The sequence below is a fragment of the Bacillus sp. AFS017336 genome (assembly GCF_002555445.1).
GTDB lineage: Bacteria > Bacillota > Bacilli > Bacillales > Bacillaceae_G > Gottfriedia.
Genome location: NZ_NUCO01000022.1, coordinates 24286 through 46795, shown reverse-complemented (window position 1 = coordinate 46795; position 22510 = coordinate 24286). Strand labels below are relative to the sequence as shown.

Annotated in this window: 15 protein-coding genes, 1 pseudogene and 1 other annotated feature; of the genes and pseudogenes, 14 read left to right on the top strand and 2 right to left on the bottom strand. The window is 33.7% G+C overall.

Going from position 1 to position 22510, the window contains the following annotated elements; all coding sequences use genetic code 11:
• Window positions 1–43: 43 nt before the first annotated feature.
• The 5 genes and pseudogenes from tig to yihA all read left to right on the top strand — a co-directional run bounded on the left by tig (window position 44) and on the right by yihA (window position 8056).
• Window positions 44–1324 carry a trigger factor gene (gene tig, locus CN601_RS13905; RefSeq protein WP_098171366.1) on the top strand — a complete coding sequence of 427 codons (1281 nt, stop codon included), beginning with the start codon at window positions 44–46 and terminating at the stop codon, window positions 1322–1324.
• A gap of 355 nt (window positions 1325–1679) precedes the next feature.
• Window positions 1680–2957: an ATP-dependent protease ATP-binding subunit ClpX gene (gene clpX, locus CN601_RS13900; protein ID WP_098120264.1), complete on the top strand. Its 1278-nt coding sequence runs from the start codon at window positions 1680–1682 to the stop codon at window positions 2955–2957.
• 208 nt (window positions 2958–3165) lie between these two features.
• A pseudogene (gene lonB / locus CN601_RS13895) lies at window positions 3166–4770 on the top strand (ATP-dependent protease LonB); the annotation flags it as partial.
• A gap of 380 nt (window positions 4771–5150) precedes the next feature.
• A complete protein-coding gene (gene lon / locus CN601_RS13890) occupies window positions 5151–7475 on the top strand; it encodes an endopeptidase La (RefSeq protein ID WP_098120262.1) in 2325 nt (774 codons plus the stop codon).
• Window positions 7472–8056 carry a ribosome biogenesis GTP-binding protein YihA/YsxC gene (yihA, locus tag CN601_RS13885; protein ID WP_098120261.1) on the top strand — a complete coding sequence of 195 codons (585 nt, stop codon included), beginning with the start codon at window positions 7472–7474 and terminating at the stop codon, window positions 8054–8056. The genes lon and yihA overlap by 4 nt, the downstream gene beginning before the upstream one ends.
• A gap of 187 nt (window positions 8057–8243) precedes the next feature.
• Here yihA and CN601_RS13880 read toward each other — a convergent pair whose 3' ends face one another.
• Window positions 8244–8726: a LiaF transmembrane domain-containing protein gene (locus tag CN601_RS13880; protein ID WP_098171364.1), complete on the bottom strand. Its 483-nt coding sequence runs from the start codon at window positions 8724–8726 to the stop codon at window positions 8244–8246.
• 222 nt (window positions 8727–8948) lie between these two features.
• On the opposite strand from CN601_RS13880, the gene hemA reads away from it, so the two are divergent.
• The 8 genes from hemA (at window position 8949) to ysxE (ending at window position 18436) form a co-directional block, all read left to right on the top strand.
• Window positions 8949–10301 (top strand): glutamyl-tRNA reductase, encoded by a 1353-nt coding sequence (gene hemA / locus CN601_RS13875; RefSeq protein ID WP_098120259.1) that lies wholly within the window; start codon window positions 8949–8951, stop codon window positions 10299–10301.
• Between the two features lie 10 nt (window positions 10302–10311).
• Entirely contained in the window at window positions 10312–11136 is an 825-nt protein-coding gene (gene ccsA, locus CN601_RS13870; RefSeq protein ID WP_098120258.1) for a cytochrome c biogenesis protein CcsA, read from the top strand.
• A 13-nt stretch (window positions 11137–11149) separates the two neighbouring features.
• Complete coding sequence (gene hemC / locus CN601_RS13865; RefSeq protein ID WP_098120257.1) at window positions 11150–12082, top strand: hydroxymethylbilane synthase; 933 nt, start codon at window positions 11150–11152, stop codon at window positions 12080–12082.
• Complete coding sequence (locus CN601_RS13860) at window positions 12075–12836, top strand: uroporphyrinogen-III synthase (protein WP_098171363.1); 762 nt, start codon at window positions 12075–12077, stop codon at window positions 12834–12836. The genes hemC and CN601_RS13860 overlap by 8 nt, the downstream gene beginning before the upstream one ends.
• Window positions 12837–12872: 36 nt before the next feature.
• On the top strand, window positions 12873–13859 hold the full coding sequence (gene hemB, locus CN601_RS13855) for a porphobilinogen synthase (protein ID WP_098171362.1): 987 nt from the start codon (window positions 12873–12875) through the stop codon (window positions 13857–13859).
• A 6-nt stretch (window positions 13860–13865) separates the two neighbouring features.
• On the top strand, window positions 13866–15152 hold the full coding sequence (gene hemL, locus CN601_RS13850) for a glutamate-1-semialdehyde 2,1-aminomutase (RefSeq protein ID WP_098120254.1): 1287 nt from the start codon (window positions 13866–13868) through the stop codon (window positions 15150–15152).
• Between the two features lie 280 nt (window positions 15153–15432).
• Window positions 15433–17319: a stage VI sporulation protein D gene (gene spoVID, locus CN601_RS13845; protein WP_098171361.1), complete on the top strand. Its 1887-nt coding sequence runs from the start codon at window positions 15433–15435 to the stop codon at window positions 17317–17319.
• 85 nt (window positions 17320–17404) lie between these two features.
• Complete coding sequence (ysxE, locus tag CN601_RS13840) at window positions 17405–18436, top strand: spore coat protein YsxE (RefSeq protein WP_179865554.1); 1032 nt, start codon at window positions 17405–17407, stop codon at window positions 18434–18436.
• A 79-nt stretch (window positions 18437–18515) separates the two neighbouring features.
• On the opposite strand, the gene CN601_RS13835 is transcribed toward ysxE, so the two are convergent.
• Complete coding sequence (locus CN601_RS13835) at window positions 18516–19280, bottom strand: sporulation protein (RefSeq protein WP_098171360.1); 765 nt, start codon at window positions 19278–19280, stop codon at window positions 18516–18518.
• A 228-nt stretch (window positions 19281–19508) separates the two neighbouring features.
• Window positions 19509–19745, top strand: a binding site (T-box leader).
• Between the two features lie 54 nt (window positions 19746–19799).
• On the opposite strand from CN601_RS13835, the gene CN601_RS13830 reads away from it, so the two are divergent.
• A complete protein-coding gene (locus tag CN601_RS13830) occupies window positions 19800–22442 on the top strand; it encodes a valine--tRNA ligase (protein WP_098171359.1) in 2643 nt (880 codons plus the stop codon).
• The last annotated feature ends 68 nt before the right edge of the window (window positions 22443–22510 follow it).

The following is a 22510-nucleotide window of genomic DNA, read 5'->3' as shown; positions in this document are numbered from 1 at the left end:
TAAACACATATATATTTTTAGATAATTTTGGAGGGAACTAACAATGACTGCTAAATGGGAAAAATTAGAAGCTAACGTTGGTCTATTAACTGTAGAAGTTGAAGCTTCTGAAGTAGATAAAGGTTTAGATGCAGCTTTCAAAAAAGTTGTAAAAACAATGAACGTACCTGGATTCCGTAAAGGGAAATTACCACGTCCAATGTTCGAACAAAAATTTGGTGTTGAAGCACTTTACAATGATGCTTTAGATGTAATCTTACCAGAAGCTTACAGCAAAGCTATTGAAGAAGTTGGTATTGAGCCAGTTGACCGTCCAGAAGTTGACGTTGAGCAAATGGAAAAAGGTAAAACTTTAATCTTCAAAGCAAAAGTAACTGTAAAACCTGAAGTAAAATTAGGCGAATACAAAGGCTTAGAAGTTGAAGAAATGGAAGCAACTGTATCTGAAGAAGACGTACAAGCTGAATTAACTGCTTTACAAGAGAAACAAGCTGAGTTAGTAGTTAAAGAAGATGGTACTGTTGAAAACGGCAATACAGCTGTAATTGATTTCGAAGGTTTCGTTGATGGCGTAGCTTTCGAAGGTGGTAAAGGTGAAAACTATCCACTAGAAATCGGTTCTGGTTCTTTCATTCCTGGATTTGAAGAAGCTTTAATCGGCGCAAAATCAGGTGTAGAAACTGATGTTAATGTAACATTCCCAGAAGAATACCACAGTACTGAGTTAGCAGGAAAATCTGCAACTTTCAAAGTAACTGTTCATGAAATTAAAGCGAAAGAACTTCCTGAGTTAAATGATGAGTTTGCTAAAGATGTAAACGATGAAGTTGAAACTTTAGAAGCTCTTAAAGCTAAAATCAAAGCTGACTTAGAAGAGTCTAAAAAAGCTCAAGCTGAAGGTAGCTTACGTGATGCTTTAGTTCAAAAAGCGGCTGAAAATGCTGAAGTTGAAATCCCAGAAGTAATGTTCGAAAGCCAAGTTGACCGTATGGTTAAAGATTTTGAACAACGCATTTCTGGTCAAGGATTAAACTTAGAGCTTTACTACCAATTCACTGGTACTAAAGAAGAAGATCTTCGCACTCAAATGCGTCAAGATGCTGAAGCTCGTGTAAGAATCGACTTAACAATCGATGCAATCATCGAAGCTGAAAAAATTGATGCAACTGAAGAAGAAATGAACGAAGAATTAACTCGTTTATCTGCAATGTACAACATTCCTTCTGAGCAATTAGTAACTATGCTTGGTGGAACTGATGCAGTACGTGATGATATCCAAATCCGTAAAGCTGTTGAGTTATTAGTAGATAGCAGAAAAAAATAAGCGTTATATAAACATATAATGATTCAAACAAGGCGCGAAATTTTTTCGTGCCTTGTTTTTAAATAAAATGAAATATTTGGTAATAAGAACTGTTTCCTTTAAAACACACATATACATATGTTAGAATCTGTTATACAGATTTTTAAAATTTTTTGTGGCTATACTAAAAATAATTCTTTAAAAGAAGGATTATCTACTTTACATTAGAATATATATATTCTAAAAATTTAAATAATTTTAGAGCAGTAAATAATTGCATTGTTTATTTTGTATGCTATCATATAGCTACAAGATACATATTTTTTGGATTACATACATATTGAGTGGTTTTAGAAATTTTAGAGGGAGTGAACATATGTTCAAGTTTAATGAAGAAAAAGGACAGCTAAAATGTTCGTTCTGTGGAAAGTCACAGTCTCAGGTTAGAAAATTAGTTGCTGGACCTGGTGTTTATATTTGTGACGAGTGTATTGAGCTTTGTACTGAAATTGTTCAAGAAGAATTAGCAAAAGAAGAAGAAGTAGAGTTTAAAGATGTTCCAAAACCGAAAGAAATTTGTGAAATTCTTGATGAATACGTAATCGGCCAGGACAATGCCAAAAAAGCGTTATCTGTAGCTGTGTACAATCATTACAAACGTATTAATTCAAACAGCAAAATCGATGAGGTTGAACTATCAAAAAGTAATATTGCGATGATTGGGCCAACTGGTAGTGGTAAAACATTATTAGCTCAAACTTTAGCGCGTATTTTAAATGTACCATTTGCGATTGCTGATGCAACTTCATTAACAGAAGCGGGATATGTTGGGGAAGATGTTGAAAACATTCTTCTTAAATTAATCCAAGCAGCTGATTATGATGTTGAACGAGCTGAAAAAGGTATTATTTATATCGATGAAATTGATAAAGTTGCACGTAAGTCTGAAAATCCTTCAATTACACGTGACGTGTCAGGTGAAGGTGTTCAGCAAGCACTTTTAAAAATTCTTGAAGGAACTGTTGCAAGCGTACCTCCACAAGGTGGTCGTAAGCATCCACATCAAGAATTCATTCAAATTGACACAACAAATATTTTATTTATTTGTGGTGGAGCATTTGATGGAATTGAACAGATCATCAAACGTCGTTTAGGTAAAAAGGTAATTGGTTTTAGTGGCGATTCTGAAAAGAGCGATTTAAGCTCAAAAGAAATCTTAAACCACGTATTACCAGAAGACTTATTACGTTTTGGGTTAATCCCTGAATTTATTGGTCGTTTACCAGTTTTAGCTAATTTAGAGCAACTTGATGAAGAATCATTGGTTGAAATTTTAACGAAACCAAAAAATGCTTTAATTAAGCAATACCAAAAATTACTAGAACTAGACCAAGTTGATCTTGAGTTTGAGGAAAAAGCTCTTACTGAAATTGCTAAAAAGGCAATTGAGCGTAAAACTGGGGCTCGTGGACTACGTTCTATTATTGAAGGTATTATGTTAGATATTATGTTTGAATTACCTTCTCGCGAAGATATTCAAAAATGTATTATCTCTGCAGAAACTGTTAAATCTGGTGCAGCTCCAAAGCTTGTATTAGAAGATGGAACAGAGTTAGATTTAAAAAATAAAGAAAAGAAAAATAAATTAGCGTAAATGAAAAACCAAATGCACTTTGCATTTGGTTTTTTATTTTGGAGTTATGTAAAAAATACTGACTCTCCTAAAGAGTGTTGAGTAACCTTTCGCGTTGTAGTGTCTTTAAAACCTTAGACTAAAGATAAGTTAATTTTAAATTATGGTTTATCCTTCCATTTCACGGGCGATACTAAAAGTAATTTCTACTTCAGTGGAGGGGTAAAAAATGAGTTTTACAACAATTATATTATTAGCTCAACTTGCATTAGGTACAATCGTTGCATTGTATTTTATTCATTTATTAAAAGGTCAACGGACAACAAAAGTTTCAATCGACAGAGAATCAAAAAAAGAAATGGAACAATTACGTAAGTTAAAATCAATTTCTTTAACTGTACCATTAGCAGAAAGAGTTAGACCGAGTTCTTTTGATGATATTGTTGGCCAAGAGGATGGAATTAAGGCTTTAAAAGCTTCATTATGCAGTGCAAATCCTCAACATGTAATCATTTATGGACCACCTGGTATAGGGAAAACGGCAGCAGCTAGACTTGTATTAGAGGAAGCTAAAAAGAGTCCGAATACTCCATTTAAACCAGATGCGGTCTTTATTGAATTAGACGCAACAACAGCTCGTTTTGATGAAAGAGGGATTGCTGATCCTTTAATTGGTTCAGTACATGATCCAATTTATCAAGGTGCAGGTGCAATGGGGCAAGCAGGAGTTCCGCAGCCTAAAAAAGGTGCTGTAACGGATGCACATGGAGGTATTTTATTTATAGATGAGATTGGGGAACTTCATCCAATTCAAATGAATAAAATGCTAAAAGTTCTTGAAGACCGTAAAGTTAAATTTGAAAGTGCTTACTATCAAGAAGAGAATCCATCGATTCCAGCACATATTCATGAAATTTTTAAACATGGTTTACCGGCGGATTTCAGATTAGTTGGTGCTACTACAAGATCACCTGATGAAATACCTCCAGCAATACGTTCACGTTGTTTAGAAATATTTTTCAGAGAGTTAGAACAGGATGAAATTCAAGCTGTTGCTAAACGCTCAGCAGAAAAAATTGAAATAAGCATTTCAGAAAAAGCTTTAGAATTAGTTGGTACATATGCTAAAAATGGTCGAGAAGCAATTAATCTAATTCAATTAGCAGGTGGAATGGTTTTAACTTCTGGAAGAAAAGAATTAATAGAGGATGATATTCAGTGGGTAGTTTCTGTAAGTAGATTATCACCTAGATTAGTAAACAAAATTCCAGAAGCTCCAACAGTTGGTTTAGTAAACGGTTTAGCGGTTTATGGAGCAAATATTGGTGCTTTATTACCAATAGAAGTAAGTGCAATGAAGGCAAAAGAAATTGGTAAAGGCTCAATTACGATAACAGGAATTGTTGAAGAAGAAAGCTTGGGTAATCAATCTAAATCAATTCGCAGAAAAAGTATGGCAAAAGGCTCTTTAGAAAATGTTACAACAATCTTACGTAAAATTGGTGTACCGATCGATGATTATACAATTCACATCAATTTTCCAAGCGGTGCTCTAATTGATGGACCATCTGCTGGGATTGCGATGGTAGTCGGAATATTTTCAGCAGTTAATAATGTTCCAGTATTAAATACGATTGCTTTGACTGGAGAAATGAGCATACAAGGTGATGTGAAGCCTGTAGGTGGCGTTCCAGAAAAAGTTAAGGCGGCTATAAAAGCAGGAGCTACAAAAATTATTGTTCCAAAAGAGAACGATCAAGCTTCATTACATCAATTTAAAGATGTAGAAATTTTAGCTGTTGATCGCATTGAAAAAGTTCTTCATGAGGTCTTTAAAGATAACTGGAAATTTGACATACCAACTCAAACTAAAAATGACTTCCAGCAATTAACATTGTTTGAAGAGAATCAATCGCAATCTATGTAGATAAAAATAAGTGTTCGAATCATTTCATTTTGAATAAATAAAGAATACAAACTCTTTTTGTATTCTTTTTATCAATGAAGTGGTGCGAACACTTTTTATTTGGTTTTCACTCGTTTTATAGTTAATAGAAGATAATCGTTATGAAATCATATTAATAGGTTGTGTTCTAGGCCGATATTGACTGTTTATTTCTTTTCCACATTTCTTTTAATGCATATCATTGTAAATGATATGAGTGTTAAGGTAAAATAACTAGATAGAATGAAAAACTTGGAGGTGTAACGTAAATGAATGTTACAAAAGAAAAAGTTGTACCCCTCCTACCTTTAAGAGGAATTAGTGTATTTCCTGCCACTATTGCACATCTAGATGTAGGAAGAATGAAGTCGATTAAAGCAATACAAGAAGCTGATGAGTTAGATCATTTAATTTTTGTTGTTACTCAAATAGATGCAGATACTGAAAATCCAAAGATCGACGAATTGTACCAATTTGGAACGCTAGCTAAATTAACGCAAAAAATTACGCTTCCAAATGGCACGGTTCGAATTACAGTCGAAGGATTACACAGAGGAAAGATTAAATCAATTATTGATCAAAATGATTTCTTAACTGCGAAGGTAGAAGAATACCCAGATGTAGAAGATGAATCTAAAGAGTTACGTGCTTTAATGAGAACTTTATTGCAGCATTTTAAACAATATAGCAAATTATCTAAGCGGATTTTGCCTGAGACAATCGCTTCTATTGTTAAACAAGAACGCCCGGGTAATCTTGCGGATGCAATGATTGATTCAATTCCATTAAGAGAAGAAGAAAAACAAAAAATATTAGCAACAATTGACGTTACCGAAAGAATACATATTATCTTAAATTTCCTTCAGGATGAAAAGGAATTATTAAAGCTTGAAGAGAAAATTGGTCTTCAAGTAAAGAAAAATATTGATAAGACACAAAAAGAATATTTTTTAAGAGAGCAATTAAAAGTTATTCAACGTGAACTAGGCGATCGCGAAGGTAAAACAGAAGAAGTTGATAAGTTTTTAACGAAAATTGAAGAAGCAAATATGCCTGAAGAAACAAAAGAAGTTGTCTTAAAAGAATTAGCTAGATATGAAAAATTACCTCCAAATGCTGCAGAAGCAGGAGTAGTTCGTACATATTTAGAATGGATGGTAGCTATACCATGGTCTAAACAAACAGAGGACACACTAGATATCCATCGTTCAGAAAAGATACTGAATAACGAGCACGAAGGTCTTGATAAAGTTAAAGAGCGAATATTAGAGTATTTAGCTGTACAACAACTTACAAATTCATTACGTGGCCCAATCTTATGTTTAGCTGGACCTCCAGGGGTTGGTAAAACTTCTTTAGCTAAATCAATTGCAAATGCATTGTCTAGAAATTTTGTACGCGTTTCACTTGGTGGTGTAAGAGATGAATCAGAAGTAAGAGGACATAGAAGAACGTATATCGGGGCAATGCCAGGTCGCATTATTCAAGGGATGAAGAAAGCTGGGACAAAAAATCCTGTATTCTTACTTGATGAAATTGATAAAATGTCTAGTGACTTTAGAGGCGATCCATCTTCAGCGATGCTAGAAGTACTTGACCCAGAACAAAATAATACTTTTAGTGATCACTATATTGAAGAGCCATTCGATTTGTCTCAAGTTTTATTTGTGGCAACTGCAAATGATTTATCAACTATTCCAGGGCCATTAAGAGATCGAATGGAAATTATTACTTTATCTGGTTATACTGAGCTTGAAAAAGTTAATATTGCCAAAAAGCACTTATTCCCTAAAAAATTAGCCGAGCATGGCTTAAATAAATCAACTGTTCAAATTCGCGAAAGTGCATTGAGCTCAATAATACGCCATTATACGCGTGAAGCAGGAGTAAGGTCTTTAGAACGAGTTCTTGCAACATTATGTAGAAAAGCTGCTAAATTGATTGTTTCAAATGAAAGACAAAAAATAATTTTTACTGACAAGAATATTGAAGAATTCTTAGGTAAGAAAACATTCTCATATGGTCAAATGGAAAGTGAAGATCAAATCGGTGTAGCTACAGGTTTAGCGTATACTGCATTTGGTGGAGACACACTTTCTATTGAAGTATCACTATATCCTGGAAAGGGTAAGCTAACCTTAACTGGTAAGCTAGGGGATGTAATGAAAGAGTCAGCACAGGCTGCGTTTAGTTATATTCGCTCTAAGGCTGAAGAACTAAATATTGAACAAAATTTCCATGAGAAATATGATATCCATATCCATGTTCCAGAAGGTGCTGTACCAAAAGACGGTCCTTCAGCAGGTATTACGATGGCAACTGCATTGATTTCAGCATTAACAAATAAACCAATCCGAAAAGAAGTAGGGATGACGGGAGAAATCACATTACGTGGTCGCGTATTACCTATCGGAGGATTAAAAGAAAAAATGCTTAGTGCGCATCGTGCAGGTTTAACGACAGTAATCATACCAAAAGAAAATGAAAAAGATTTAGAAGATGTGCCGCCAATGGTGAAAGAAGGTTTAACAGTTATACCTGTTTCCCATTTAGATGAAGTGCTGGCACATGCAATAGTAGGAGTGAAAAAATGAAAGTAACAACAGCGGATATTGTCATTAGTGCAGTCCGACCAAATCAATATCCAGATACTCAATTTCCCGAAATCGCTTTAGCAGGTCGTTCAAATGTTGGGAAATCTTCGTTTATAAATAAAATGTTAAATCGTAAAGCATTAGCTCGTACGTCATCAAAGCCAGGAAAAACGCAAACATTAAATTTCTTCTTAATAAATGAACAGCTGTTTTACGTTGACGTTCCAGGTTATGGTTATGCTAAAGTTTCTAAAAAGGAACGAGAAGCATGGGGCAAAATGATTGAAACATATATTACAACTCGTGAACAATTAAGAGCTGTCATTTTATTAGTAGATTTACGTCATTCACCAACCCAAGATGATGTAATGATGTATAATTTCTTAAAGCATTACGGTATTCAAGTAATTGTTGTAGCAACAAAAGCAGATAAAATCCCTAAGGGTAAGTGGGAGAAACATGCGAAAGTTGTACGTGAAACGTTACAGATTGAAGAAGGGGATGAATTAATTTTATTCTCATCTGAAATTGGTCTTGGTAAAGAAAAAGCATGGTCTGCAATAGAGCGTGCGTGTAAATAAAAAATGCTGGTGGNNCCACCAGCATTTTTTATTTATGTAAAAAAGATAATAAATTTTTTAAGTAATATGTATAGTTATTGAACTGAATGAAACAATTAGAATAGATAAAATTAATATGGAAACATAATTAAAAAATAAAAATTTTCTCCCAAACGTAAGGAAGTATAACAAGGACACTCTTAGCATCTTATTTTTTAGAGAATAAAAGATATAATCCGACTACTGCAATGAAAATTGGCCAGTATTGTTGAAAATAAGAAACTTGTGACTGAAGTGAACTAAGCATTGATGAAAGCTTATCATTAAAAAGGAAAAATAAAGACATAATAAATAATAGTAAACCAGGTAATAAGTCACTTCGGCTTTTTTGGGATTGCAATATCATACCAAACGAGATAATTAGTGTAAGAACGGACCAATGGTTAGGCCAACTTTGAAAATGTTTTATTGCATAAAAATGAATTCCAAAACCAAGAACTACAACCCCTGGGAATACATATTGGAATTCTCGTCCTTTAAAGGCTTGAACTAGAAGTGCAATACCTGTTATGACGATCGGTGTAGTCCAATAAGTAAAAAAATGTAGTGCAGGGACATGCCATTTTGAAACAAGATAATAAGTGCCAAAGCCAATTAATAAGATTCCAATAAATAATCGATTTTTTTTCATAGTAACTCCCGTTTAACATTATTTGTAATCACTTTTATTTAAAAATTAATGTATAATAAACTTTGGATATAGTTCATATTATAATTCGGATTAAAAATTCTACAATTTATTACATTTATGATAGCATATTGAAGTGGAACATATTTATGATATGATATTTTGCTAAGTAAATATAGATATAAAACATCGTTTGTACAAGTTTTTTTTAGGGGGGCTTTAGGGATGCACATCATTACAATAGGGATAAATTATAAGACTGCCCCGGTTGAAGTGCGGGAAAGGGTAGCGTTTTCTCCAAATGAACTTCAAGATGCAATGGATTCATTAAAAAATGAAAAAAGCATTTTGGAAAACATTATTGTTTCTACTTGTAATCGTACAGAGATTTATGCAGTTGTTGACCAAATTCATACAGGTCAATATTATATGAAACGTTTTCTATTACAACGATTTGGATTAAAAGATGAGGAATTATCACCATATTTAATTATTAGAACAGGAAATGATGCAATTAGCCATTTATTTAACGTAGTTTGTGGCTTAGATTCAATGGTAATTGGTGAAACTCAAATTCTTGGACAAGTAAAAGATAGTTATTTACTTGCTCAAGAGAATAATGTAATTGGTACTATTTTTAATCAGCTATTTAAACAAGCAATTACATTTGCAAAAAAAGTTCATTCTGAAACTGGTATCGGTGAAAATGCAGTTTCTGTAAGTTATGCTGCTGTTGAACTTTCTAAAAAGATTTTTAGTAATTTAAAAGGCTGTAACGTTCTAATCGTTGGTGCTGGAAAAATGAGTAACTTAGCTTTACAAAACCTATATTCTCAAGGTGTAGGGAAAGTTACAGTAATTAATCGAACTGTTGAAAATGCGATTAAGCTTGCTGATCAATTTAATGGAATCGGAAAAGGATTAGAATCACTAGAAAACTCCTTAAAAGAAGCAGATATCGTTATTAGTTCAACTGGCTCAAAAGAATATGTGATTACTGAGAAAATGATAAACCGTATTGAAAAAGCAAGAAAAGGTAAAGCTTTATTCTTAGTAGATATCGCAGTACCAAGAGATATCGAGCCATCAATTCATAATATTGATAGTGCGTTTTTATACGATATTGATGATCTTCAAGGGATTGTTGCAGAGAATTTAGCCGAACGTGAGCGAGAGGCAGTAGAAGTTAAAAAGGCAATCAATGAAGAAATTGATAATTTCCAATGTTGGTTATCAATGTTAGGTGTCGTTCCAGTTATCTCTGCTTTACGTGAAAAAGCATTGGATATTCAGGCAGATACTATGTGCAGTCTTGAACGAAAATTACCTCATTTATCTGATCGAGACTTAAAAATTATCCAAAAGCACACGAAGAGTATTGTGAATCAACTTTTACGTGACCCAATTATGAAAGCAAAAGAAATGGGTACATCTAAACACTCAGAAGCACAAATTTCACTTTTTAAAGAAATATTTAATTTAGATGAAATATTAGAAGAAGCTAATGATGAAAAATACATGCAAACTAAACAAGAAAAAGAGACGATTTCTTTAAAACAAAGCTTAGGGTATTTATGAGGTTTAGATAATGGCGCTTTTGGAAAGTAGTTTTATTTACCACTTATTAATATTATTGTTTGCATGGAGTATCGTTTTTTCTTTTATAGATTTTATAGATTCAAACAGAATGGCAAGTAAAGTGGCATTTTATTTGCTTGCAATTGTTTGGGTGTTTTCTACTATTTTAATGATTTATACGATTAGCTATTATAGTTTATATTCCTTTATCACTTCTAGAGAAGGTCTATATATTTATGTATGGATCATTATCTCATTATCAATGATTATTAATTGGTTAGTAAAACTAGAGTATTTAGTTTTCTTTACAAATGTTGTTTCATTTTTAGTATTTTCATTATCCATTCTAATTCCAAAGGCTGGGAAAACGGCTACATCAGTTGAACACTTAAAATCGGAATTATTATATACCCATATTGGGTTAGCTTTTTTAGCGTACGGTGCTTTTACACTGTCCTTTATTTTTTCAGGAATGTACATTTTTCAATACGTTTTATTAAAAAAGAAGAAATGGTCAACGCATTTAAAGAAATTGGGGAGTTTAGGTAAGTTGGAAAAAATGTTTATTACATTTAACTTATTTGGTGTCCCTCTTATGCTAACTTCCCTTATTTTAGGGGCAAGTATTCGATTACACACATTTGTTTGGTATGATATGAAAGTAATAGGCTCAGTTTTCGTTTTAATCATGTATAGTACATTTATGTATTTAAAAGTAAGCAACCGTTTCTATGGCAAATCTCTTTGCATATTTAACATCTGTTGCTTTTTAGTATTGTTCGGAAATTATGTTGTTTCAAATCTATATTCAACGTTTCATTTATGGAGTACGTAAGGAGCTGTAAACTATGCGAAAAATAGTAGTTGGTACAAGAAGAAGTAAACTAGCATTAACACAAACGAAATGGTTTGTTGAGAAGCTTAAGGAAGTTGCGCCTGATTATGAATTTGAGTTAAAAGAAATTGTTACAAAAGGTGATGTAATACTTGACGTAACTCTTTCAAAAGTTGGTGGGAAAGGTTTATTCGTAAAAGAAATCGAACATGCAATGCTTACGAATGAAATTGATTTAGCTGTACATAGTATGAAGGATATGCCTGCAATTTTACCCGAAGGTTTAATGATAGGCTGTACTCCTAAGCGTGTTGATCCTCGTGATGCTTTACTTTCAAATAGTGGAAAAGGATTAATGGAGCTAGAAGAAGGAGCAATCGTTGGGACAAGTAGTTTAAGAAGAAGTGCTCAAATTAAGGCAGTACGCCCAGATATACAAATTAAATGGATTCGTGGAAATATCGATACGCGTATTCAAAAGCTTAAAGACAATGAATATGACGCGATCATTTTAGCAGCAGCTGGCTTAAAAAGAATGGGATGGGCTGAAGAAAGCATTACAGAGTATATCGATGAAACAATCTGTGTTCCAGCAGTAGGTCAAGGTTCTCTTTCTATCGAATGTCGTGAAAATGATGCCGAAATCCGTGAACTATTAAATAGACTAAATGATGATTTAACATATACAACAGTAGAAGCTGAACGTGTATTTCTTCATAAAATGGAAGGTGGTTGCCAAGTTCCGATAGCAGGATTTGCAACGATCAACGAACAAAATGAAATCTCGTTAACAGCTTTAGTAGCAAAACCAGATGGATCAATCATTTTAAAAGAGACAGTTAAAGGTACTGATCCAACAGAAATTGGTGAAAAAGCTGCAAAACTATTAACTGAACGTGGAGCTAAGGATATTATTGATTCTGTAAAAGAGGCAGCGGATGAATAATTCCTTAAATGGAATAAACATTTTAGTGACAAGGGCAGAGCATCAAGCTGATGAATTTAATCATTTAATTCATCAGCTTGGTGGATGTCCTATTAATCTTCCACTTCAAAAAATTGTTAAAAGTAATATTTCAATCAATGAATTAGAATACTTAATTGATGAAACAGATTGGATCTTATTTACTAGCGTTAATTCGGTAAATTACTTTGTGCAATATATTACATATGAATTGAAAGTAAAAATGAATCAAAAAAAAATTGGTGCTGTTGGAGAGAAAACTAAAAGTCGATTAAATGAAGAAGGACTTCAAGTGAATTTTCTTCCAAGTCAATTTACTGGCAAAACATTTGCTTCTGAGTTAAGTTACATAGTAGAAAAAGGAACAAAATTTTTATTTATACGCGGTTCTTTAGCGAGTGATAATGTACCAAGCATACTTGAAAAAAATGGCAATCTAGTTAACTTACTAACTGTTTATGAAACGATTGCTAATGTAACGATAAAAGATGATCTAATTAAGTTACTAAAGAATGATAAGCTAGATGTGATTACTTTTTTGAATCCTTTTAGTGTAGAGCAGTTTTGTTTTTTAATTGAAAATATCATTTGTATGGAAGATTTAAAGAACATTAAAATCGCTTGTATTGGTGAAGTCACTGCACAAAAAGCTAAGGAAAAAGGCTTTAATAATATGATTGTTCCTGATAAATATACAATTGAATCTTTATTAAAAAAAATAGCTGATGATATTTAAAAATAATATCGTCCTATAGAAAAGAAGGAGAAAAAAATGACTTATTCAATTCCGTTTGATCGTCACCGTCGTTTAAGAAGTACACCAGCATTACGCTCAATGGTTAGAGAAAATCATTTGCATAAAGAAGATTTTATTTACCCACTTTTTGTTGTTGAAGGACAAGGCGTAAAAAATCCTATTAGTTCAATGCCAGGTGTATTTCAATTTTCTTTAGATGAATTAAGAAAAGAAATGGATGAAATTGTATCATTAGGTATAAAATCTGTTATTTTCTTTGGAATTCCTGATGTAAAAGACGCAGTAGGTTCAGAAGCTTACTGTGCTACTGGTATCGTCCAAAGAGCAATTTCTCAAACAAAAGAACAATATCCTGAAATGATTGTTATTGCAGATACATGTTTATGTGAGTATACAGACCATGGACATTGTGGAGTATTAGAAGATGGGTATGTTAATAATGATGAATCGTTAATACTATTAGCAAAAACAGCGGTAAGTCAAGCGCAAGCTGGTGCAGATATTATCGCTCCTTCAAACATGATGGATGGATTCGTAGCTACAATTCGTCATGCATTAGATGAAGCTGGATTTGATAATATTCCTATTATGTCTTATGCAGTGAAATACGCTTCTGGATTCTACGGTCCTTTCCGTGAAGCAGCTCAAAGTGCTCCAGGACAAGGTGATCGTAAAGCTTATCAAATGGATCCTGCAAATCGTTTAGAAGCATTCCGTGAAGCAGAATCAGATACAGTTGAAGGTGCAGATTTCTTAATTATTAAGCCAGCTCTTTCATATTTGGACATCATTCGTGACATCCGAAATAACTATCACCAACCAATCGTTGCTTATAATGTTAGCGGAGAATATGCAATGGTTAAAGCTGCTGCAATAAATGGTTGGATCGAGGAAGAAAAAGTTGTAATGGAAAAATTAATCAGTATGAAGCGCGCTGGTGCGGATATGATTATGACTTACCATGCTAAAGATGCTTGCAGATGGTTATCAGAAGGGAAGTAAGAATTTATGAGATCATATAACAAGTCTATTGAAGCTTTTGAAGAAGCGAAACAAGTACTTCCTGGTGGAGTAAACAGTCCAGTACGTGCATTTAAAAGTGTTAATATGTCACCTATTTTTATGAGCCATGGAAAAGGTTCAAAAATTTATGATATTGACGGTAATGAATATATTGATTATGTATTATCATGGGGACCGCTAATTTTAGGTCACTCAAATGAGCGAGTAGTAGAAGGCTTAAAACGTACTGCTGAAACTGGTACTAGCTTTGGAGCACCAACTTTAAAAGAAACAGAATTAGCTAAACTTGTGATTGAAAGAGTACCTTCGATTGAAGTTGTCCGAATGGTAAACTCAGGAACAGAAGCTACAATGAGTGCTTTACGTCTTGCACGTGGCTTTACTGGTCGTAACAAAATTTTAAAATTTGAAGGATGCTACCATGGTCATGGAGATTCTTTATTAATTAAAGCTGGTTCTGGTGTTGCTACACTTGGATTACCAGATAGCCCTGGTGTACCAGAAGGCGTTGCAGCTAATACAATCACTGTACCTTATAACGATTTAGAAAGTATAAGATATGCTTTTGAACAATATGGAGATGACCTAGCTGCAGTTATTGTTGAACCTGTTGCAGGAAACATGGGAGTTGTTCCACCAGTAGAAGGCTTCTTAGAAGGCTTAAGAGAAATTACTACTCAATATGGTACAATATTAATTTTTGATGAAGTAATGACTGGATTCCGTGTAGGATACAATTGTGCACAAGGTCATTTTGGTGTAACACCTGATCTTACTTGTCTAGGAAAAGTTATTGGTGGAGGTCTTCCAGTAGGTGCATATGGTGGTAAGGCTGAAATCATGAATCAAATCGCACCAAGTGGCCCAATTTACCAAGCGGGAACACTTTCAGGAAATCCTTTAGCGATGACGGCAGGATACGAAACATTAAGTCAGTTAACTGAAGAAGACTATGTAGAATTTAATCGTAAAGCTGATTTGTTAGAAGCTGGTTATAAAGCTGCAGCTGAAAAGTACAATATTCCACATTGTATTAATCGTGCAGGTTCAATGGTTGGATTCTTCTTCACAAACGAAAAAGTTGAAAATTACGAAGCTGCAAAAACGTCTAACTTAGAAATGTTTGCTAAGTACTATCAACTAATGGCTGAACAAGGTGTATTCTTACCACCTTCACAATTTGAAGGATTATTCCTATCAACATCACATACAGATGAAGATATTCAAAAAACGATTGCGGCTGCAGAATACGCATTTTCGCAATTAGTATAAAAAAGATTCGGTGTCCCTATTTTATAGGGGCATCTTTTTTTAGTTGGAATGTAAAGAGACAAAACGTAATAATATATACTGTTTTAACTCTTTGTTTCTAAATTTCTTAAACCTTACATTTAAGTTTTCTTATTCCTTAAACCCATGCATTTCTCTAGTCCCACACATGTTAAAACCATTCTTAAGAGAAATTAACAATCTTTTCTTCATAAATTTTTCGTTTCTTTCATAAAAATGTAATGTCATAGACCAAATTGGACGATGAGAGGAGGACATTAAGGTGTCTTCAGAAAATCAAACAAATATTCGCTTTTCATTGAAAGAAACTGTCTGGTTCCAAAAAGGACAGGAAGTTAAAGAGGTAAGATCACTCTCGTTAAATCCAGACATTACTATACAGCAATTTGATGAATATGTTCAAGTGAAGGGTGTCTTAACTTTAGAAGGGAATTACGCTCCTGATTTGGCAAATCAAGGTGATTATTATTCATTAAGAGAATTAGCTCCTTCTAGATTAGTTGAAAATGTAATCGTTCTTGAGGATGGAAGCTGTGATTTAAATCATCAGTTCCCTGTAGATATTTCGATTCCTTTAACAAGAATTACTGATTTAGAGAATCTATGTGTTACTGTAGAGACTTTTGATTATCAATTAGCAGAAAAAGGTAGCATTCAAATTGCTGCTGATTTATGTATTTCTGGTCTACATGATAATAATAGGGCAGTAGATACTTATCATGAACAAAGAGCCTATGAACAGTACAATAACTATGCATACGACAATGACTATCGTGCAAGTAACGAAGCATACGGCAATGACTATCGCCCAAGTAACGAAGCATATGGCAATGACTATCGCCCAAATAATGAAGCAGCATATGACAATGACTATCGCTCAAATAATGAAGCAGCATACGACAATGGCTATCGTGCAAGTAACGAAGCATATGAACATCAAGAAGATAGAGAACAAAATGAACAATTCCAGTTCTTTAATGAACCAGTGGCTGAGCAACAAACGAATGAACAAGATAATTTATACGGCAGTGATTGGATTCAATCTCTTGAAGAGGAAGAGGAGCAAGAAGAACAAGACAGCACATATCCAGGGCAGCCAACTTACTTAGAGGTTTTCCGCCCTGAAGAAGTAGCTGAAGGTGGAATTGAACAGAATGAAAATGATGCTGAACACTATTATGCAGAAGAAAATAATGATTACAATGCAGAAGAAGAAGAAGCTGATTTTGAAATTCAAGTTCAGTCTAATGAACAACAAGTAGATCAAGAAGAATTTGAAGAAGAAGTTCAAATGCAAGCTCAAGAAGAAGTTCAAGAAGAAGAACAGTTTGAGGAAGTATTTAGAGGCTTTAATATATCAGCAGAAGCAATCGAGCCACAAACTGAGTATGTTAAACCTGACTTCTTAATGAACGAACAAAATCATGAGCAAACAGTTCAAAGTGAAAATAATATCCAGCAATCTAATCAATTAAATACTGCCTATAATGAACGACCTAGCTTTTTAAATAATGATTTTAATGTGCACAATTATTTAAATAATACTTTAAATAGTCAACCTAACTTCTTAAATAATGATTATAGTAATTTGCAAAGCCAAGGCAATACTGAAAATAATGCACAAAAAGAAATAGAAAAATATGAAGAAGAATACAAACGGACATTGGAGCAAAGTTATCAACCATATGTTAACCAGCAATACCAACAAGCACCATTTGCATATAATCAAAATCAGCAGCCATTCTATCAAAATCCATATCCTCAAGCAAATCAAGAAAATTCTTACGCAAATCCAAATGATGTTCGTCAAACACCTCCTTATTACGCAGAATATTATCAAGCCCAAGTAGAGGCTGCGCCACCACCGGAGTTACCTAAAGTGGAGGTAAAGGCTGAAGCAGAAGAAGTGAAGGAAGTAAGAAGTGTTAAAAGTGACAATCTTCTTTCAAGCTTATTTACTGGTGAAGGAAGAGAAGAATCTTATTCTAAATTAAAATTATATTTAGCTCAAAATGGAGATACAATCGAATCCGTCGCTAAAAAATATAATTTACAAACCCAACAGTTAAATCGCGTTAATAATTTGAACGATGAATTCTTGTCGGAAGGGCAAATTATTTATATCCCTGTAGCTGCTATAAAACAATAATTATATGGTGAGAGCTTTGTATTAGTTAGATACTTGTCTACTAATACAAGGCTTTTACGCATTTAGAAAGTGAGAGTGACGCATCTTGTATTCAAAACCAAAAGATGAAATAAGCGTCATTTTAGCACAGTACCATATAGTACCAAACTATTTTGAAACGGTTGGAAAAGTAGTAAAAGTTTATACAAACCAAGGTGTCTTTGCACTAAAAGAAGCAAATGTAGATCGAGTTTATCGGAATAATTTGGTTGAAAATGTTCGTTCCTTACAAGATAAGGGCTTTCGTAGTGTTGTACCAATTTATCATACCCAAAATGGAGAATATATTGTTGAATTTAATACAAAGCATTACTACCTAATGCCCTGGATCGAAAGTGTTGATGCAAGATCAGATGAAAATCTACATTTTCAAAGAATGTTTACTTCTTTAGGCAAAATGCATGGCAGTACACAAAAGGAAAAAAAAGTTGATAAAGATCAATTACAAGTACACTATGATACATTAACTAAAAGGTGGAGCAAGGATAAAGATGTGCTAGAAAATTTTATTGAAGCTGCTGAAGGAAATTGGTATATGTCACCTTACGAACTAAGCTACTGCACGTACTTTCATAAAATATTAAGTGCACATCAATTCGCAAGAGGTCAATTAGATGAGTGGTTTAAAAAAATGAAGGATACTGAAAATACTAGGGTTGTAATGAACCATGGAAACTTGTCCATCTCACATTTTCTTGTAAATAAAAGAGGAGAAGGGGTTTTTATTAATCTAGAAAATGCACAAGAAACGACACCAATACAAGATCTAACAAACTACTATAAAGGTTCATTTAAAACGTATCCAATTCAACAGCCCGATCGTAATAATTGGCTTAAAATGTATGAAAAGAACTTTTCATTAAGAGAAGAAGAAAGATTGTTATTTTTAAGCTATATGGCATATCCAACTCAGTTTTCTTCCAAAATTAATAGCTACTTGAAGCGTTCTGATGGAAGCACTGAAAAAGATAATGTAAGAGATTTATTAAGTGCATACTGGCATATGATAAATATTGAATACTTTGTATCCAAAATACAAGAAGATGTAGAAGCGGCGAAGGCAATTGAAGATTTGTGAGACTTACCAATTATGATAAAAAAGAGGGGTTCCTAAAAAAGCGATACAACTTTTTTGGAAACCCTCTTTTTAAAGCTATTTATTTCACATGACGTTTAATCGCGTTTACTAAACTTTTGCGTACAAAATCCTTGTCCGTAATATGGTCTTTTGAGAAAGAAATTCTAACATTATTTTCATCAGATCCAAATAACTTTGAAAACTTGCCTTGAGTTACTTTTTGATTTTGATCAAGTTGTACAATTAAGTCTACTGTTTTGTCAAAACTTAAATAATTAACTTCAATCTCTTCTAATTTACCACGAAATTCGCCATTCATTGGATAAAATTCAAACTCTTGAATGATCTTTCCGTATTTCTTTTTGTTTTCACTATCTCTTAATACAAATCCTTCTTCTTGAAGTGCTTGGATTACTGTTTTTAAACCAATTGAAGGGATAACTTGAACGCCATCTGCATCGTATTGGTCAACAGCTTTTTCTATTTCTAAATGAGTTTTAATCCAAATATGGGATTTGTGTAGTGATACTGGAGTATTTTCAGATAAGGTGAAAAAGAAAGGAATAGTCACTTCTTCATTTGCATTTATTATACGATCAACTGATACGATAAATTTTTGTAAAGTACCATTCTTACTAACTGTTTTATCATTGGATTCAACTTTATATTCAGTCATTACATGTAAAAAGACGGAATCTAATTCTTGTTTTACTCTTCCACCTTTTATGTGTAATTCACCTTTTACTCTTTCTCCAGCTTGATATTCTGTTTTTTCAAGCATTGTATCTATTCTCGTTCCTCCAATTCCGAGTACACGAGCTAATGTATTTTTAAATAAACCCATGAATATCCCCCTAAAAAGTTATATCTACATACTATATCATTATCGCATAATTAAATAAGTACTAGTATACCAGAATGTTAAATAATCATTACAATTATTTTTCGTATTTTTTTTATGTATTAAAAAATGAGGTACTTTATTGACAACTACTGAATATTCTAGAAAGAAATTAGAAATACTGTTGACTAAGCTTAAGGAAATTTTGTAGACTATTACATATATTCATAATGAAATGCAATGATAGGGAAGAGTACAACGAACTAATTCTTCAGAGAGGAAACCATTTGGTGGGAGGTTTCTAGAAAATAGAGTTGGAATGTCGCCCTTGAGCAGTGGCTTCGAAAACTTTTTTGTGATTAGAAGTTACCGGATGATCCGTTATCTTTTTTAAGTGTGTCAGAGAAACACAAGTTTTTACTGACAAAAAAAGGTGGTACCGCGAATCCAACTCCATTCGTCCTTTTCAAGGATGAGTGGAGTTTTTTTATTTTTCAATAATTTTAGAGGAGATGATTCCGAATGGAAACAACACAAAAATCATTACCAACAAAGTATGATCCGAATTTAGTTGAAAAAGATCGTTACCAATTTTGGTTAGATGGGAAATTCTTTGAAGCACAAGTAGAATCGGAAAAGCCGAAATATACAATCGTAATTCCTCCACCAAACGTAACTGGAAAATTACACTTAGGTCATGCTTGGGATACAACTTTACAAGATATTTTAACTCGTACAAAACGTATGCAAGGATATGACGTATTATACTTACCTGGTATGGACCATGCTGGTATTGCTACTCAGGCTAAAGTAGAAGGCAAATTACGTGAAGAAGGCTTATCAAGATATGATTTAGGACGTGAAAAATTCCTAGAAAAAGCTTGGGAGTGGAAAGAAGAATATGCTTCACATATTCGTTCACAATGGGAAAAAATTGGTTTAGGCTTAGATTACTCACGCGAACGCTTCACACTAGATGAGGGTCTATCAGATGCGGTAAAAGAAGTATTCGTTAAGCTTTATAACAAAGGATTAATCTATCGTGGTGAATACATCATCAACTGGGATCCTGCGACAAAAACAGCTTTATCAGATATCGAAGTAATTTATAAGGATGTTCAAGGTGCATTCTATCACATGCAATATCCATTAACTGATGGTTCAGGAAAAATTCAAATTGCAACTACTCGACCTGAAACAATGCTTGGTGATACTGCAATTGCTGTACATCCAGAAGATGACCGTTACAAATCAATGATTGGTAAAACAGTAATGCTACCAATCGTAAATAGAGAGATTCCAATTATCGCCGATGATTATGTAGATATGGAATTTGGTACTGGGGTAGTAAAAATTACGCCTGCACATGATCCAAATGATTTTGAAGTTGGTAACCGTCATGACCTACCTCGCATTCTTGTAATGAATGAAGATGGTACGATGAATGAAAAAGCTGGAAAATACAATGGTATGGATCGCTTTGATTGCCGTAAACAAATCGTTAAAGATTTACAAGAGATGGGTGTTCTTGTTGAAATCGAAGAGCATATGCATTCTGTAGGTCATAGTGAACGTAGTGGCGCAGTTGTTGAGCCTTATTTATCAACTCAATGGTTCGTTAAAATGCAACCACTAGCAGATGCTGCAGTAGCATTACAAAACTCTGATGACAGCGTAAAATTTGTACCAGATCGTTTTGAAAAAACTTACCTACGTTGGATGGAAAATATCCGTGACTGGTGTATCTCTCGTCAATTATGGTGGGGACATCGTATTCCAGCTTGGTACCATAAAGAAACTGGTGAAATTTATGTAAACCAAGAGCCACCAGCTGATATTGAAAATTGGAATCAAGATAATGACGTATTAGATACTTGGTTCAGTTCAGCATTATGGCCATTCTCAACATTAGGTTGGCCAAACGAAGAAAGCAAGGATTTCCAAGCTTACTTCCCAACAAATGTATTAGTAACAGGTTATGATATTATTTTCTTCTGGGTTTCACGTATGATCTTCCAAGGGATTGAATTTACTGGTAAACGCCCATTTAACGATGTATTAATTCATGGATTAGTACGTGACGAACAAGGACGTAAGATGAGTAAATCCCTAGGTAATGGTGTTGACCCGATGGATGTTATCGAGAAATACGGGGCAGACTCATTACGTTATTTCTTAACAACAGGAAGTTCTCCAGGTCAAGATTTACGTTTCAGTATTGAAAAAGTTGAAGCTACTTGGAACTTTGTAAACAAAATTTGGAATGCCTCTCGTTTTGCATTAATGAATATGGAAGGCTTCACATATGAAAATATTGATTTAACGAAAGAAAAGTCTGTTGCTGATGAATGGATTTTAACTCGCTTAAATGAAACAATTGAAAGTGTTACATCTTTAATCGATCGCTATGAATTTGGTGAAGTTGGCCGTGTACTTTATAACTTCATTTGGGATGATGTTTGTGACTGGTATATTGAAATGGCGAAAATTCCTTTATACGGTGACAATGAAGATGCAAAAAATATGACTCGTTCAGTTCTAGCACATGTGTTAGAAAGTACGATGAAACTTTTACATCCATTTATGCCATTCGTAACAGAAGAAATTTGGCAATCTCTACCTCACCAAGGAGAATCTATTACAGTATCTGCTTGGCCGACAGTTAAAGAGGAATTAACGAATAAAGAAGCTTCTGAAACGATGAAAATATTAGTTGAACTAATTCGTTCAGTACGTAATATTCGTGCAGAAGTAAACACACCAATGAGCAAAAAAGTTCAGCTAATGATTTCTGCTAAGGACGAAACGATTGCAGCGGCATTAGAAGCAAATCGTTCTTATATTGAACGCTTCTGTAATCCGGAAGAGTTAACAATTTCTACTAATTTAACGGCTCCAGAAAAAAGCATGTCAGCTGTTATTAGTGGAGCTGAGCTTTATCTTCCTCTTGAAGGATTAATCAATCTAGATGAAGAGAAAAAACGTTTAGAAAAAGAATTAGAAAAATGGACTAGTGAAGTTGAACGAGTTCAAAAGAAATTAAGTAACCAAGGATTCGTAGCGAAAGCTCCTGCAGCGGTAATTGATGAAGAGCGTCGTAAAGAAAAAGATTATCTTGAAAAACAAGAATCTGTAAGAGCTCGAATTGCAGAATTAAGCAAATAATAACATTGTAATGGGCTGTTATAAAAATTAGAAAGTTAAAACGACGAATTGAGTTTAATGATTCGTCG